This is a genomic window from Thermostichus sp. OS-CIW-31, assembly GCF_054060305.1.
In genome coordinates this window covers 47,339-62,858 of the sequence record NZ_JBSSDA010000008.1, presented here as the reverse complement: position 1 = coordinate 62,858, position 15,520 = coordinate 47,339, and the positions used below count along the sequence as shown (strand labels likewise).

Genomic DNA, 15,520 nt, shown 5'->3' with positions numbered 1-15,520 from the left:
TGCTTTTCAGGCTAGCGCGTCCTCCTCCCAAGGCAGAGCCAACCCACTGTTGTTCAAGATACACTCACCTGCCTCATTTCCCTGGGATCCCCTGCTCCTGCTCGGCAGCTGGGATCAAAAACTCCAGAGGGCGCCCGTGCAAGACCAAGGTGGTGCTGGGGTTTTCCACAAAGCCGATCCGCTCGTAAAAGCCGCGCTGATGGGTTGTGAACAGGTAGATGCGCTCCACCGACTGCAGGTGGGGATGGCTGATCAGGGTTTCCACCAACTTGCGGCCAATGCCCTGACGTCGGTAATCGTGATCAACCACGATATCCCAGAGGACGGCTCGGTAAACCCCATCGGAAGTGGCGCGGCCAAAGCCAATCAGGCGCTCCCCATCCCAGGCGCTGACCACCGGATGGCTGTGGGCAACGGCCCGCTCCATCTCCTGCCGCTGGCGATTCTGCGCCCAAAAGGCATTGCGGTTCAACAGCAGGAGAAGTTGATCCAGATCCAGCTCGCCCCGCTCCAGAGAGAAGCGAATGTTGCGGTTGTCCACCGGCTGACGAGAGAGGGCAATGACAGGCTCAGGAGAGGGATCGGGCATGAAGAAGACCTTTGCAGCAGTGAGGGTTGGCAAGGAAGGGGGAGTTCAGCAAAACACTTGGGCCTGACAAACTGAGGCTAGCTGGCCGAGGCACTTTCGGCGGTTGGCCCCGCATGCTCTAGGGCATAGGCTTTGAAGCGCTCCAGATCCGCCTGGATGGTGCTCTCCACCACTTTGCCCACAAACAGGCCATCCAAGATTTTGCCGAGGATCCCCGGGATCTTGTAGGCCACCGACAGCTTCACGATGGTACTGCCTTTGCGGTCGTAAAAGCGCAGCGCGCCCCGATTGGGCAGCCCCTCCACCGAACTCCAGCCGATGTGTTGGTGTTTCACCACCGTGTGGGTGCGGGAGATCCAACTGAAGGTGAGGCCGCGGGTATCCAGTGTCCACCGGGACAGCTCCTGATCCAGCAATTCCACCGAGCGGATCCACTTCATCCAACGGGGCATGAGGGTGAGGTTGGCCCACAAATCCCATACCTGCTCAATGGGAACAGGCACCTCCACCTGACAGGTATGCTCTAGCCAATCTGACTCTGACATAGGGCCTCCCACGCTACACCCAGCAGAAACACAAACCATCCAGGGGCTTGGCCACAACGCCTCGGGACGGGATCCCTGCCTTTACAAAATTTTATATCGACCTAAGATAGCATTATCGGCCTGATGAAAGTTTGGGGCTCTGCGCTTTTTGGCAGCCCGGTTTCTTTTTCGAGCAAGTTGCGGCTGCCCCCCATGAGGGCAATGCAGAAGGCAGGTATCATGATTGCCATCTGCAAGCTCCACTTGCAAAGGTTCGGTGCATCCACTCGGTTGACTTGACGGAACGACCTCACCATGGTTTCACAATGGAAACAGCATCTTAAGAACTACTTCGTGGCGGGGTTGCTGGTGGTGATCCCTCTGGCAACTACCATTTGGCTGACGGTGGAGGTGGCCACCTGGAGCATTGGCTTTCTGACCAGCATTCCGAAGCAGTTCAATCCCATCCAGGGTTTGCACCCGATCTTGATCAACCTCATCGATCTGGCGGTGGGCCTGTTGACGCCGATTGTGCTCATCCTGTTGATTGGCTTCATGGCCCGCAACATTGTCGGCCAGTGGCTGCTCAATCTCAGCGAACAGTTGCTCCATGCGATTCCGGTGGCGGGGCTGGTGTACAAGACCTTGAAGCAATTGGTCAGTGTTTTGTTTGCCCCCAACAATCAGCGCTTTCGGCGGGTGGTGCTGGTGGAATATCCCCGACCAGGAGCTTGGGCGCTGGCCTTTGTGACGGGCACCATTCAAACTCCCATTCGGCCCGATGGGCCGCAGCGCTCCCTTGGCCTGTTTGTGCCCACCACCCCCAATCCAACGACGGGCTGGTACGCCATTGTGCCGGAAGACCAGGTGGTGGAAGTGTTCATGCCGGTGGAAGACGCTTTTAAGATGCTCATTTCCGGCGGCATTGTCACCCCTGAGAGTTTTGAAGCGGGGCTGCAGCGGCGAGAAGGAGCTTTGGCCGTGACCATGCCCAGTTTGCGGGAGCTGGTGGAGCAGGAGCGGGTGGCAGGATCCCCCAGGGCTGACTCGGTGGGCTCTGAGGTAGGTTTTGAGACTGAAGGGATCCCTTAATCCTGCTTTCCTGTCCCTGCAGAAGGGCCGGGCTGCCAGAGCTGGTATTCTTTGGCCTGTTCCAAGCGCACATAAAAAGGCCGCATTTGCCGATCCAATGCCTCCACTTGCTCGGAGGGAAAGGCCTTCCAGTCAGCACGGCTGGCCCAGCGGAGGATGAGGTGGACAAGTTCGGGATCCTCTTGATCCAGCCAAACTTCTTTGCCCAGAAAACCCGGATGCCGGCGCAGGGCGGATCCCCAAACCCGCTCGTCTTGCTCAAGAAAGGCTGCTTGCCCACCGGGAGGAACCCGGAAGCAGAGATGTTCGATGGCGATAGGGCCGGGCGGGCTGGGGCAGGTCGACATAGGAGCAGAGGCGGCAAAGTTAAAGATGGGCCCTCTCAAGACTCCAGGGGGGAAGCAGTCAATCGTTGCAGGGTGGGAATGAAGTCGGGGTAGGAGATGCGGGCACAGTCGGCTCCCCTGAGGAGGGTGGATCCCTGCGCTCCTAGAGCTGCCACCATCAGGCTCATGGCGATGCGGTGATCCTCGTGGCTGTCGACCTCGGCCCCGTGAAGAGGGATCCCTCCCTTGATTTCCAGGCCATCAGGATATTCAGTGACCTGGGCTCCCATGCGGCTCAGCTCTTGGGCTATGGCAGCCAGACGGTCGCTTTCTTTGACCCGCAGCTCTGCGGCATCGCGAATCACGGTGATCCCCTCGGCAAAGGCCGCCGCCACCGCCAAAACCGGGATCTCGTCGATCAGGGTGGGGATGAGATCGCCGGCGATGGTGCAGCCGCGCAAGCGGGCCGAACGCACCCGCAGATCTCCCAGGGGCTCGCCGGCCATTTCCCGGCAGTTTTCAATTTGAATATCGGCCCCCATCTCCTGCAACACCTGCAGCGCACCGGTACGGGTGGGGTTGAGGCCCACATCCCTTAGCAGCAATTCGCTCTCGGGCACAATGGAGGCGGCCACCAGCCAAAAGGCTGCCGAGCTGATATCCCCCGGCACCTGAACTCTCTGGCCCACCAGGCGGGATCCCCCCACCACGGCCACGGTTTTTGTTTCCGGATCCACCTGAATGTTGGCCCCGAAGGCCCGCAACATCCGTTCCGAGTGGTCCCGAGAGAGAGCCGGCTCGGTGACTTGGGTGGTGCCTTCCGCCAGCAGACCCGCCAGCAAGAGGCAGGATTTCACCTGCGCCGAAGCCACCGGGGAGCGATGGTGAATGCCCTTGAGGGATCCCCCTTGTACGGCCAAAGGTGCCAACGTCCCACCGGCCCGTCCCCAAATGCTGGCCCCCATCTGCCGCAGCGGTTCTACCACCCGTCCCATGGGCCGCGAGCGCAGGGAGCGATCGCCGGTGACGGCAAAAAAGCGCCCGGCCTGGCCAGCCAGGATCCCCAGCATCAGGCGCAAGGTGGTGCCGGAGTTACCTGCATCCAACACGTCTGCCGGTTCTTGCAGCCGGCCCAGGCCAACCCCCCGAATGCGAACACACTCGCTGTTAAGCTCCGAAATATCTGCCCCCAGCGCCCGAAAACAGGCTGCCGTACTGCGGGGATCCTCTCCCAGCAACAGCCCTTGGATGGTGGTTTCTCCTTCGGCCAGGGATCCCAGCATCAGGGCGCGGTGGGAAATGGACTTGTCGCCGGGGATGCTCACTTGGCCGCGCAGGCCCTTGGCCGGCGAGAGGGTCAAGATATCAGTAGCAGAAGAGTGAGTCAACACAGCAACCCTGACGGCAGACTTGGCAAAAGCAGGAGCAGTCTCATCATACTCAGAGCGGGACTCGCGCCCCAGAGATTTTGCCGGGGATCCCAAGACAGCCTGTCTTTTGACGGCAACCCCTCTTTTCCCAGAGGATCACCTTAACAACATGGATTCCTCGGTCGGGGCCTGGCCTCGGCCTTTTTTTTGCAGATACTGAACTTTGTAGCAGCAGAAATAGAACCCCCGCAAACCGTGCTTGGCGAGGTGTATCAACACGACTCTGTTTTGACCGAGGAGGTGATGGCCTACCTGCAACCCCAGGGGGGCGGCACTTTTCTGGATGTGACGTTGGGAGGGGGTGGGCACAGCTTGGCGCTGCTGCGGGGGGGAGCTGCCCGAGTGGTGGGGTTGGATCGGGATCCGGCGGCTCTGCAGGCGGCGCAAGCGCGTTTTGCAGCAGAAGGGATCCCCAGTAGTCGCATCCAACTGTGGCACCTCAATTTTGCCGATTTCGATCTGCAGCAGCACGGCTTTCGGGATGAGCAGGGGCAGGGGATCCCCTTCGATGGCATCGTGGCCGACTTGGGGGTGAGTTCGCCGCAACTGGACTGCCCTGAGCGGGGATTTAGCTTTCGCGGAGAGGGGCCGCTGGATATGCGCATGGATCCCAGTGCCGCTCAGGAAACCGCTGCCGATTGGGTTAATCATCGCCCGGTCGAAGAGTTGATCGAGATTTTCACCCGTTACGGCGAAGAGCGATTTGCCCGCCGCATTGCCCATCACATCGAGCAGGCTCGTCCCCTCGCCACAACTACCCAGTTGGCCCAGGTGGTTTGGCAGGCGGTACCTCCGGCAGCTCGGCGAGGCCGCATCCACCCGGCCACCCGCGTCTTTCAGGCGTTGCGCATTGCCGTGAACCGAGAACTGGAGGCTTTAGAAACCTTGCTGGCCCAAGCCCCCACTTGGTTGAAACCCGGCGGCAGGTTGGCCGTAATCAGCTTCCATAGCCTTGAAGATCGCCTGGTGAAATGGGCCTTTCGCAGGGATCCCCGTTGGCAGGTGCTCACCCCCAAGCCCTTGTCCCCTTCCGAACTGGAACGGCAACGCAATCCACGGGCCCGCTCTGCCAAACTGCGAGTGGCTGCCCGCAGCAGTCAGATGTAGGTTTAGGTTGGTTCTCCCGCTCTCAAGAGATCGGCTACCGTGAAGCGGACAGCTGTCCTGCTGAGGCCGGGAATCGGGAGAAGGGGGTTGCTGTTGGGGGGCGCGGGGAACTAGGGTGAAGCGGAACCGGCAGTCCTGCACCGTCGGATCCCTTGGTGTGTGTGAGGTTAAGCCCTATGGTTAGCCAGCCTTTGAACGCAGGTCTTGATCGTCCCAAAAGCCCTCGTCGCCACAGACAGCCTTCTGCTCTGAGCCGACCCCTCTCCGGTACAGTTCAGGCCAGCCGCACCCAACCTTTGAATTTGAAGTTGAAATCAGCCCATCCTCGCAGCCAACATTCGGCTTGGGCAGAACACCTAGGCTGGTGGAAGCAAATCTCCACAGGGATGGCTATCCTCTCCGGGGTTTCAGTGTTGAGCCTTTACAGTTGGACTGTGCATACCCAAAGCCGGTGGAGCCAGCGTTACCAGGTGTGGCAGCAGATGCAGCGCAACGAACGACAGTTTCTGCTGACTCAAGAATCCATTGCCAATTCTCTGCGGGAAATTGCCGACCGCTCCGAAATGGTGCCGCTGGTACCGGATCGGATGATCGAGGTGCCGATTGCCTCTCCCAGCCAAGTTGAGCCGGATCCAGCCCACCAGGCAACGGCTTTGCCAGAAATCGAAAAAGCCCCTCTTTTCTATCCGGTTGGGTACTAAATTCATACGGATCCCGCCCATGACGGCTAGGCCAGCGTCCCCATCTTGCTTTCCCAAAAGCTGTGGGTCTTGTGAAGTCTCAGCGTATCTGATACATTTACGCTGAACACTGCTGAACATCACTGTTCAACTATGCAGCGATAGCATTCTGTTTGTTTCCAACCAGAATGGCGGTATCCCGCAAAGCTTTGAGTAGAATACCCAAAGCGCAGTTTCCGTGTCGTCTTACTACCAATTTTCTGCTTTGCTTTGGCTACCATGTTGGCAGACTCGAAAGTAAACAGAAAGATCAACTGGTAGTAATCCGTACTGAGCATATTATACATTATTTTCAGTATGGTTGAGCTTATTATTGACTAGAGTCATGCTCTGTTCTCTAAAAGGCTAAGGGATCCCTGGGCCTCAGGATCTGGAATAGTAGTGGGCTACTCTTTAACTGCTTACAAAGCAAAGAAGAAGTCTGGCCCAGGTTTTCTAAGTTGGTGGGATGTGGCCCATCCAAAGCCCTGGGATTGCCGTTGGGATCCTGTTCACCCCTGGAGATGACATCCCCCCTGGCAGGATAGGAACTCCAGAGCAGGGGATGTATGATGCCTAGCACGGCTTTTTCGGAGCAATCGCAGAGAAAGCTGTACCGACAGGTTGTCCTGGGGATCAGCCAGGGCATGTAAAGGGGAAAGTCCGGTGCAAATCCGGCGCTGTGCCGCAACTGTGATGGGCTTGGGCTAGACCCATGCCCTCAGTCAGGATGCCCGCCTGCGGTTCTGGCTCGCATTTCTTCCGCGTCGCACGGAATCAGGAGCTTCAAGAAAGAAAATGAATCCCATTCTAGGTCTCAGCCTGGCGCTGGGGGGTCTTGTTTTGGGGATCCCAGCGTGGGCGCAGCCGGCAGCTTCCCCGCCCTCAGCTCAAGAGGTTTTGGAAACCGGTGTTAGCGCCGAGATTTTAAATCAACCCGTCACCACACCTTTTCGCCGTCCTGGTTTGCTGCGGGATTCTTCCCGCCCGGTTTACGTCATTACCCGCCAGCAAATTCGAGAGCAAGGGGCAAGAACCGTTCAGGAGGCCCTGCGCTACCTGCCCGGGATCCTCAGCGACGGCACGGCGGGAACCCAGTTGGGAGCCCTTAGCTCCCAGTTTATGCGGGGAGGACGAACGGCCCAGGTGTTGGTGCTGTTGGATGGCCGCCCCATTAACGACCTGGGCTTTTTTGGCGGGTTCGATCTGTCTCAGATCACTACAGATGTGGTCGAGCGTATTGAGATCTCTCCAGGTGGGGGCTCCACCTTATACGGCTCCGATGCCGTTGGCGGGGTCATCAACATCGTAACCCTGGAGCCAAAGCCGGGATCCGAGACCGTGCTGGAAGCGGCTATCGGCAGCTACGGCCTCAATGAGCAAGGGATCCAGAACCGCGGCCAGGTGCAGGATCTGGGCTGGGTGGTCAGCTATCGCCGTCTGCAGAGCAACAACGACTTTCCTTTTGAAATTAGGCGTTTGGGCAAAGCAGGCAGGCGGGAGAACTCGGCAGTGGAGTACCACAACCTACAAGCCAAACTCACCTGGCAACTGGCAGAAGGCCAGGTCCTAACAGGAAATGCCCTTTATCTCAATAAAGCGTTTCAGGTGCCCGGCAGCACCGAGTTTCCCTCCCCCGATGCAGGGCAAAACACCAACGACCTGCTGTTAGATCTCAGTTGGCTGTGGGATCAAGAGAGGGGATCCCTGCAAGCCAGGGTATTTTTTGACGACCTCAACTATCGCTTCAGCGCCCCACAAAGCCAGGGATCCCGGGATGAGATCCTGCGAACGGGGTGGGGATCCCAACTGCAATACACCTGGAAGGCTGCTGAAAACCTGGAGCTTACTCTAGGAGCAGACTACCGATCCATTTCAGCTCGCAACACCACCTTCTCCTTTGCCAGGGGATCCACCAACGTCAACTATGACAATACTGTGAATCAGGGGGCATTCTTCGCCCGCCTGGATTACAGGCCACAGCCCAACTTTTATCTCAACTTAGGTGTTCGCCAAGATTCGAGCAATCTGGTCAACGGTTCGGCCACCTCTCCTGCCGCAGGGATCCGCTGGGTTTTGGCAGAAGGCACCACCCTGAGGGCCAATTATGCCGGCAGCTTTCGCACCCCCTTGATCTCAAACCTGTTCTTTCGGCTGCGCGGCTTTTTTGAAGTCGACGGCAACCCCAATTTGCGACCGGAGCGGGGAGAGAGTTTTGACATTGGCCTGGATCAGGCTTTGGGAGATTTTGGCCTACTGCGCTTGACCTTTGCCCATAACCGCATCCGCGATGGCATTACCTTTGTCAGCACTGGCCCGCGCAGGGGAACCTACGAAAACATTGAGCTCGTGGAATACACGGGCTTGGAAGCAGCCCTGGATTTGCGATTGGGGGAAAACTGGACTCTTTTTGCCAACTACACCCTGAACGATCCCATCATCCGCTCGGCGCTGGATCCCAAAGCGGTTGGCAAACAGCTAGCCTTCGTGGGAGCAGACAGCTTCAACCTGGGCCTGAGCTACCGCGATGCAGAGGATCGGTATGCCTCAGTTTTCCTGCATCACATTGGCACTTTCTTTACCAACAACGCCAATACCCAATCTCTGCCCGGCTACACCAACCTGGCTCTGCGGGGAGGGATCCCGGTAGCAGAAAATCTCGCTCTAGAAGTGGGGGTTGATAACCTGCTGGATGAGCAATATGAGGTTTTCCCCGGCTACCCCGGAGTGGGTCGCACCGTTCGGCTTAATTTAAGGGGCCAATTTTAGAGCGACTTGAGGCTGACTTTTAGCTGTCTAACTCACTGCTGAATCCTTGGCCAAGACATTGAGATCGTCTTTGCCTCTTCTCACACCCTTTGCTTGGACAGAAACCTATGACTATATCAAGGAGCACCATGTCTCGATCAACTTCCCAGTTGCCCATCCAAGCTGGCAGCGCTGCCCAGCAACCCAGCAGCCATTGTCTTTGGGTTTGTGTCACTTGCGGATCTCGGTGGGTTAACGGCCAAAAAGAAGGGATTAGCAAGGGAGAAATGCTGCTGTCTGCCCTGCAATCTCAAACCCTCAATCCTCAACTGACCCTGAAGCCGGTTGCCTGTATGAGCGGCTGCAGCCATGCTTGTGTCGTTGCGTTGGCAGCACCTCAAAAGATGACCTATGTTTTTGGAGATCTCGATCCAAAAGATGTGGATCTCATTCTGCAGACAGCAGAGCTCTACCTCACCAAGTCAGATGGGATCCTACCCTGGGCCGAGCGCCCTCTCAAAAAAGGGGTGATTGCTCGTATTCCACCACTGCACTGAGGAGCTTTCTCATGGCCACTTTTACCCCCTGGATAACCCCCCTCCATCAAGCTTGGCAGGAAGTTTCTCTGACGGGTTGGACAACCCTTTATGAAGGGATCCCTGCCCACATCGACTGCTTGGGGCCGTTGCTCTACGAGCTGTTTCAAGAGCACTGGGCCGAGATCCAGGTGGGCCATGTGGCGGAAGGCGGGGTGCTGGAGCTGGCTTTCAAGAAACCTCCAGCTTTGTGCGTGCTCTACGATGGCTATCTAACCGTTGCCACCGAAACTTGGCACCTGCATTTGTGCCTGGAGGAGCACCAAGGCGGCCCCCATCGCAAGACCCCACCCGAGCTGCGCCGCAAAAGATTGGTTAGCCGTGCTGCTCTCTACCGGCGCCTCAATCCCCAAGGTCAGCCCCGCATGTGGGGGATCCAATTCTGGAATGGAGCAGAAGAGTCTTTGCTGCAGATTTTTCTGCCCAGCCCCTTTTTGGGTCCAGAGGAAGACTACCTGCCGGAAGGCAAAGCAGATTACCAAAAGCTTTCTCTTTACGAGCGCATCCGCGCCATCTATGTGCAGGGGAAAGAGCGGATCCCCTATGAGGATAACCCTCTTAAACGTCCCTACCTTGCTGTTTGTCGTTCCAGCCGTTGTTATCCTTCCCGCAACTACCAACCGGTTGTAGAAGCTCTGGAATCCGCCCTTCGAGAAGCCAACCTAGACGTACAGGTTATCACCTCAGGCTGCTTGGAAGTTTGCCAACAGGGGCCGGTGGTTTTTTACTCCGGAGATTGCACCTGGTACAAGCGGGTTACTCCCCAAGTAGCTCGACAAATTGTTTTTGAGCATTTGCTTAATGGCTGTCCTCTGAAAGACCACCTTTTTCCAGGAGATTAAAGCATGATTGGCCTGCAATCGAGTGCTCAACCTATCCCCATTCCCAGCTCTCGCCGCTTAATCCCAGCCCCACTTTGGATACAAGCTGCTCAAGATTTGGCCCGAGGCTGGTTCTGGCCCAGCTTGTTTACCACCGTCGGCTGTCTCAGCAATATTGCTTATACATGTACCCTTCCTTTTGTAACTGTTGGTATTGTTGCAGGCACAACTTTAACCCGCCAAAGGGCAGCCATTAGTGCTTTGATGATTTGGCTGGCCAACCAAATCTTTGGCTACACCTGGCACAACTATCCCCGCACTCCCGATTCGTTTGCCTGGGGGTTGGTGCTGGGGATCGGCACGGTGGGGATTGCTCTTGCTGGCGGTTACCGACCTCTGTTTTCTCAGTCCAAGCCGCTTCGGCCAAGGCAACTGCTGCTGAACTATCTCTGGATCCCGGCCATGCTCATCTTGGGGTTTCTGGCTTTTGAAGGGCTGATTTTGGCAGCCGGCCTGGTTTTGGGGGGAACGGAGGGCCTGACCCTGCCCATCCTGGGCAAAATCTGGTTGCACAACTGGCTGTGGACAGGACTTTGGATTGGGATCCACGCGCTGCTGGTGTGGGACAGAGGACGTCGCCGGGTGTGGCTGGGAGAGGGGAAACTGCGGTGAGCTGCTCCCGTACAAGCTCTTCCCATCCCGTCAGCGGTGCGGAGTACCTTTGCAGTGATCTGGAACATCCCCAAGAGGGATCCAGGCCAAAATAGGGGCGACCTATGTGGGAGGGGATCCCTTTGCAACTCAGTCGCGTTAACAGTGAGGAGCATTCCTGCCATCCTCTGCTCTTGGCTTCCCAACGCCTCTTGCTGTTCAGCGGCAAGGGAGGAGTGGGCAAAACAACCTTGACCTGCGCGCTGGCTCGCCAACTGGCCCAGGTGGATCCCCAGCGCCGTCTGCTCCTGATGTCCACAGATCCCGCCCACTCGTTGGGGGACGTGCTGCAAATCTCGGTTACGGATGTGGCCCAACCCTTGCCGGATCGCCCCAATTTACAGGTGCGGGCTTTGCAAGCGGAGATTTTGCTGCGGTCTTTTCGGCAAACCTATGGGCCGGCCCTGGAGCTCATTGCCGAGCGGGGCAGTTGGTTTGGCCGAGAGGATCTGCTGCCGATCTGGGATTTGGCGTGGCCGGGGGTGGATGAGCTGATGGCCATTCTGGAGGTCAACCGGCTGCTGGCGAGGGAGGAGGTGGATACCGTTATCTTGGACACGGCCCCCACCGGGCACACCCTGCGGCTGTTGGAGCTGCCCGACTTTTTGGATAATCTTCTGGCTGTGTTTGCCACCTTTCAGGCCAAGCACCGGGAAATCGCCCAAGCCCTGACAGGCACCTATCGACCGGATGAGGCGGATGCGTTTTTGGCCCAGTTGCAGAGGGAACTGGAGGGGGGCAAAGCCCGCTTGACCACTCCGGAGAGCACCTCTGCTTGGCTGGTGATGATCCCGGAGCAGTTGAGCGTGGCGGAAACCCGCCGCTTTTGTCAGCAACTGCAAAACCGACGCGTGCCCATCGGCGGTCTTCTGGTCAATCAGGTGCTGCTTGCAAGAGAGAATAACAGCCAACCTTCGCTGCCCGCTGCTCTCCCCTCTCCTCTCTACTCGGCGCGGCAACAGGAACAGCGGCGTGTGCTCAAAGCCCTACAGGAGGAGCTGCCCGGATACTCTATCTGGGTCTGTCCTTATCAACTGCAGGAGCCGGTTGGGTTGGCGGCCCTGGATGAGCTGGTGCAGCAGCTTCGCCCCTTGCCAGAGGTGCTGCTGCAGTTGGAAGGGATCCCAGAGCAGAGAGCGGAGAGAGAGTCTCCCTTCTCTACCCTCTTCCCTTCCTTCAGGGGGATCCCGGCTCTACCGGATTTTTTGACCCAAGGGATCCGACTGGTGTTGGTGGGGGGCAAAGGGGGTGTGGGCAAGACGACGGTGGCCGGGGCCCTGGCTTGGAACTTGGCCAAGCGCCATCCCGACAAGCAGCTGTTGCTGGTCTCCATCGATCCGGCTCACTCGCTGGGGGATCTGTTTCAGACAAAACTGGGTCAGGATCCCATTCCCCTGCTGCCCAACCTGCTGGGGCAGGAGGTCGATGCGGCGGCGGTGCTGGAGCAATTCCGGCAGGATTACCTGGAGGAGGTGGCGGCCATCTTGGCGGGGGAGGGGACGGCAGGGGTGGAAGTCCAATACGACCCGCAGGCGTGGCGGCAACTGCTGCAGATGCCCCCACCCGGCTTGGATGAGGTGATGGCCCTGTTGAGTGTTCTCCGACAGGAGACGAGCGGGCAGTTCGACCTGGTGGTGCTGGACACGGCCCCCACAGGGCATCTCCTGCGGTTTCTGCAGATGCCCCAGGCTCTGGAGGGCTGGGTAAGCTTGGCCCTGAAGCTGTGGCTGAAATATCGGGATGTGGTGGGCAGGCCGGAATGGGCGCAGCGGATGCGGGAGCTCTTGGCCCAGGTGCGACAGCTCCGGCAGCAGCTCCAGGATCCCCAGTTTGTTACCTTTATCCCCGTCTTTAACCCCGAGCAAGCAGTTCTGGCGGAAACCGAGCGTCTCTTGGCGGAACTGGATGCTTTGGGGATCCCTCATCCCTACGCCGTTCTCAATCGGGTGTGGTTGGAGGATTCTACCCCCTTTGGAGAGGCCCTCCGCCGTCGTCACCAGACTCTTCTGGCCCAGCTCCCCCAGCCATTTTCCCAGCAGGCCATCTTGACCATCCCCTTCCTACATCCTCCCAGCTTGGAGAATATCGGCTCCTACTTATTGGCTCCTCAGGAGCCCTAACCTAGGGGTAGACCTTGCTCACCCAAGGAGTTATGGATCCCAAGTTGGAAGAACGCGCCCGCGAGCTGCGCACCCTGCTGCAGAAGGCCAGCATTGCCTACTATGTCCACGATGCGCCCATCCTGGAAGACAGCGTTTACGACCGCCTTTACCGCGAGCTGCAAGAGCTGGAGCGGGCTTACCCTGAACTGGTCACCCCCGATAGCCCTACTCAGCGGGTGGGAGAAAAACCTGCAGAGCATTTTCCCACCGTCTTCCACCGCATCCCCCTCTACAGTTTGGAAAACGCTTTCAACCCAGAAGAACTGGAGGAGTGGCAAGAGCGCCTGCTGCGAGTTTTGGGCCGTGCCCCTGTTCCCGACAGCAGGACAGAGGGAGAGCTGGAATATGTATGTGAGCTGAAGATTGATGGCGCCGCCTTGGCCCTAACCTACATCGAGGGTCTTTTGGAGCGGGGTGCTACTCGGGGGGACGGACAGGCCGGAGAGGACATCACCCCCAACGTGCGCGCCATTCGTTCGATTCCCCTGCGGCTGGCGACAGCAGATCCGCCTCCCGTTTTGGAGGTGCGGGGGGAAGTCTATCTGGCCCTGGCCGAGTTTGAACGGATCAACCAAGAGCGTCGTTCCGCTGGGGATCCCCCCTTTGCCAACCCGCGCAACTGTGCTGCCGGTACCCTGCGGCAGTTGGATAGCCGCGTTGTGGCCGCCCGCAAGCTCAGCTTCTTCGCCTACGCCCTCCACTGGCCGGAGGGATGGCCTGCCGGGGATCCCCCGCAAACCCAGTGGCAGTGTCTGCAGCAGCTCAAGGAATTGGGATTTCCAGTCAACCCCCTTTCCCAGGTCTGTCGGGGCTTGGGAGAAGTGATCCAATTTTATGAGCGATGGCGGGCTGCCCAGCTCCCCTACGCCAGCGACGGGGTGGTGGTGAAATTGAACTCCTTGCGGCTGCAGGAGGAGGCCGGCTTTACGCAAAAATTTCCCCGCTGGGCCATTGCCCTCAAATACCCTGCCCAGGAAGTCCCCACCCGCATCCGCGCCATCGTGGCCAGCGTGGGCCGTACCGGCGCCGTCACTCCAGTGGCAGAGCTGGAGCCGGTTCCTTTGGCCGGCACCCTTGTCAGCCGCGCCAGCCTGCACAATGCCGATCGCCTGCGGGAGCTGGATGTGCACATTGGCGATACTGCCATCGTGCGCAAAGCCGGGGAGATCATCCCGGAGGTGGTCGGGATCCTAAAAGAATTGCGCCCTGCCGACGCTGTTCCCTACAGCCTGCCCAGCCAGTGCCCCGAATGCCACGCCCCTTTGGTTCGTCCCCCCGGCGAAGCCGTGACCCGCTGCCCCAACCCCGAGTGCCCGGCTAAGTTGCGGGGCCAATTGCAGCACTGGGCCAGCCGCGATGCTTTGGATATCGAAGGCTTAGGGGAAAAGCGGGCAGCCCAATTGGTGGAGAACTTGGGAGTGCGCACCGTAGCCGATCTCTACCGCCTCACCCCAGAGCAGTTGCAGGGCTTGGAGGGGATGGGATCCCGCTCCAGCCAAAAGCTGGTGCAAGCCATTCAGCGCTCTCGCCAGCAGCCCTGGGAACGGGTGCTCTACGGGCTGGGGATCCCCCATGTGGGGGTGGTCACCGCCCAGATTTTGGCCGGCCATTTTCCCACCCCTGAGCTTTTGGCCCAAGCCAGCGCAGAAACCATCGCCCAGATCTATGGGATAGGCGCGGAAGTGGCGGAAGCGGTGGTGGCCTGGTTTGCCGAGCCGGCCCATCGTCGCCTGTTGCAGGAGTTGCAGGCGCTAGGGATCCCCGCTCTTCCTCAGCAGGAGAACCCTGCCGTCTCCCAGATCCTGGCCGGGAAAAAATTCGTAATCACCGGCACCTTGCCCACCCTCTCCCGCCAGCAGGCCAAGGCTTGGATTGAGAGTCGGGGGGGCAAAGTCACCGCCAGCGTCAGCCGCCAAACCGACTACGTGGTGGTGGGCTCTGACCCCGGCTCCAAGCTGGAGCAAGCCCAACAACTGGGGATCCCCCTGCTGACCGAAGCGGAGCTGTTGGCGCTGGATCCCACCGTGGAATCCGGTGATCTGCATCCTTGACAGGGTGGATCCCCGAAAAACTTGGGTAGGGTGGGTTGTCTTAGCGGCAGGGATAATTTATGATTCACCTCTAGTGAGGAGTGGACGCCAATAGGGGGAAGCGAACGAAACACGGACAGTTCCTTCCCCTTTTTGGTTACAAAAAGGCGCGGCCACACCTCCAAAAAGTATCCAACTTAACTGAAGGATTCCTTTGCCAGTGCCAGATAAGTTCAACTATGATGGGATCAGCGGAGACGCATGTTTCCGTTCACTCCTCACACCATCTTCCGCTCGGCGTCAAGTCGGGCGGTTTTTCTATAAATCCGTCCAAAGGATGTATGACCATTCCCGATAGCAGCGAAACGGCTCACCCCTTCCATTTCCAGTTTTCCTCCTTGTGAGACACTTGGGGAGAACCGAGGCTGTGGCGTTTGCACGGGTAGCGCAGAGCGCTGGAGAAGCTTATGGTCACTTTGAAGCAAGAATGAAACACCTCCGTCGCATTGCTTCCCAGCTCCCTTTTGAAGAGTGGGTGGTCGCGGAAGCGGCACGGAGCGCTTGGGAAGTGTCTCAATCCAGTTTGAAATGACTATATCTCGAGTCTTTCCAGTTGATCCCCATGGGAATCTCTTGGCACCCTGCCCCCTTGGGGATCCGGAAAC

13 protein-coding genes and 1 riboswitch are annotated in these 15,520 nt (G+C 58.5%); of the genes, 9 read left to right on the top strand and 4 right to left on the bottom strand.

Going from position 1 to position 15,520, the window contains the following annotated elements:
• Window positions 1–73: 73 nt before the first annotated feature.
• Window positions 74–589 carry a GNAT family N-acetyltransferase gene (locus ACVWY9_RS06535; protein ID WP_457387840.1) on the bottom strand — a complete coding sequence of 172 codons (516 nt, stop codon included), beginning with the start codon at window positions 587–589 and terminating at the stop codon, window positions 74–76.
• A gap of 77 nt (window positions 590–666) precedes the next feature.
• Window positions 667–1,134 carry an SRPBCC family protein gene (locus tag ACVWY9_RS06530; protein WP_414357051.1) on the bottom strand — a complete coding sequence of 156 codons (468 nt, stop codon included), beginning with the start codon at window positions 1,132–1,134 and terminating at the stop codon, window positions 667–669.
• A 294-nt stretch (window positions 1,135–1,428) separates the two neighbouring features.
• On the opposite strand from ACVWY9_RS06530, the gene ACVWY9_RS06525 reads away from it, so the two are divergent.
• Window positions 1,429–2,205 carry a DUF502 domain-containing protein gene (locus tag ACVWY9_RS06525; RefSeq protein ID WP_238376947.1) on the top strand — a complete coding sequence of 259 codons (777 nt, stop codon included), beginning with the start codon at window positions 1,429–1,431 and terminating at the stop codon, window positions 2,203–2,205.
• On the opposite strand, the gene ACVWY9_RS06520 is transcribed toward ACVWY9_RS06525, so the two are convergent.
• Together ACVWY9_RS06520 and aroA are read right to left on the bottom strand one after the other, a co-directional pair.
• The gene (locus ACVWY9_RS06520; RefSeq protein WP_011432948.1) at window positions 2,202–2,552 is read right to left on the bottom strand and encodes a TIGR03792 family protein; all 351 of its coding nucleotides are present in this window, start codon (window positions 2,550–2,552) and stop codon (window positions 2,202–2,204) included. The genes ACVWY9_RS06525 and ACVWY9_RS06520 overlap by 4 nt on opposite strands.
• 35 nt (window positions 2,553–2,587) lie before the next feature.
• Complete coding sequence (aroA, locus tag ACVWY9_RS06515) at window positions 2,588–3,922, bottom strand: 3-phosphoshikimate 1-carboxyvinyltransferase (protein WP_457387839.1); 1,335 nt, start codon at window positions 3,920–3,922, stop codon at window positions 2,588–2,590.
• A 234-nt stretch (window positions 3,923–4,156) separates the two neighbouring features.
• Between aroA and rsmH the strand changes: the two genes are divergently transcribed.
• The 8 genes from rsmH to ligA all read left to right on the top strand — a co-directional run bounded on the left by rsmH (window position 4,157) and on the right by ligA (window position 14,876).
• Window positions 4,157–5,068 (top strand): 16S rRNA (cytosine(1402)-N(4))-methyltransferase RsmH, encoded by a 912-nt coding sequence (gene rsmH / locus ACVWY9_RS06510; RefSeq protein WP_457387838.1) that lies wholly within the window; start codon window positions 4,157–4,159, stop codon window positions 5,066–5,068.
• A gap of 176 nt (window positions 5,069–5,244) precedes the next feature.
• Window positions 5,245–5,769: a hypothetical protein gene (locus ACVWY9_RS06505; protein ID WP_457387837.1), complete on the top strand. Its 525-nt coding sequence runs from the start codon at window positions 5,245–5,247 to the stop codon at window positions 5,767–5,769.
• A 621-nt stretch (window positions 5,770–6,390) separates the two neighbouring features.
• A riboswitch (cobalamin riboswitch) is annotated at window positions 6,391–6,543 on the top strand.
• Window positions 6,544–6,585: 42 nt separating this feature from the next.
• Complete coding sequence (locus tag ACVWY9_RS06500) at window positions 6,586–8,556, top strand: TonB-dependent receptor plug domain-containing protein (RefSeq protein ID WP_457387836.1); 1,971 nt, start codon at window positions 6,586–6,588, stop codon at window positions 8,554–8,556.
• Between the two features lie 128 nt (window positions 8,557–8,684).
• Complete coding sequence (locus ACVWY9_RS06495; RefSeq protein ID WP_457387835.1) at window positions 8,685–9,092, top strand: DUF1636 domain-containing protein; 408 nt, start codon at window positions 8,685–8,687, stop codon at window positions 9,090–9,092.
• Window positions 9,093–9,103: 11 nt separating this feature from the next.
• Complete coding sequence (locus tag ACVWY9_RS06490; RefSeq protein WP_457387834.1) at window positions 9,104–9,973, top strand: (2Fe-2S) ferredoxin domain-containing protein; 870 nt, start codon at window positions 9,104–9,106, stop codon at window positions 9,971–9,973.
• A 243-nt stretch (window positions 9,974–10,216) separates the two neighbouring features.
• Window positions 10,217–10,624, top strand: coding sequence for a hypothetical protein (locus ACVWY9_RS06485; RefSeq protein ID WP_457387833.1), 408 nt, complete (start codon window positions 10,217–10,219; stop codon window positions 10,622–10,624).
• Between the two features lie 122 nt (window positions 10,625–10,746).
• Window positions 10,747–12,783: an ArsA family ATPase gene (locus tag ACVWY9_RS06480; RefSeq protein WP_457387832.1), complete on the top strand. Its 2,037-nt coding sequence runs from the start codon at window positions 10,747–10,749 to the stop codon at window positions 12,781–12,783.
• 32 nt (window positions 12,784–12,815) lie between these two features.
• Window positions 12,816–14,876, top strand: a complete 2,061-nt coding sequence (gene ligA, locus ACVWY9_RS06475; RefSeq protein WP_457387831.1) for an NAD-dependent DNA ligase LigA — start codon at window positions 12,816–12,818, stop codon at window positions 14,874–14,876.
• Window positions 14,877–15,520 lie beyond the last annotated feature (644 nt).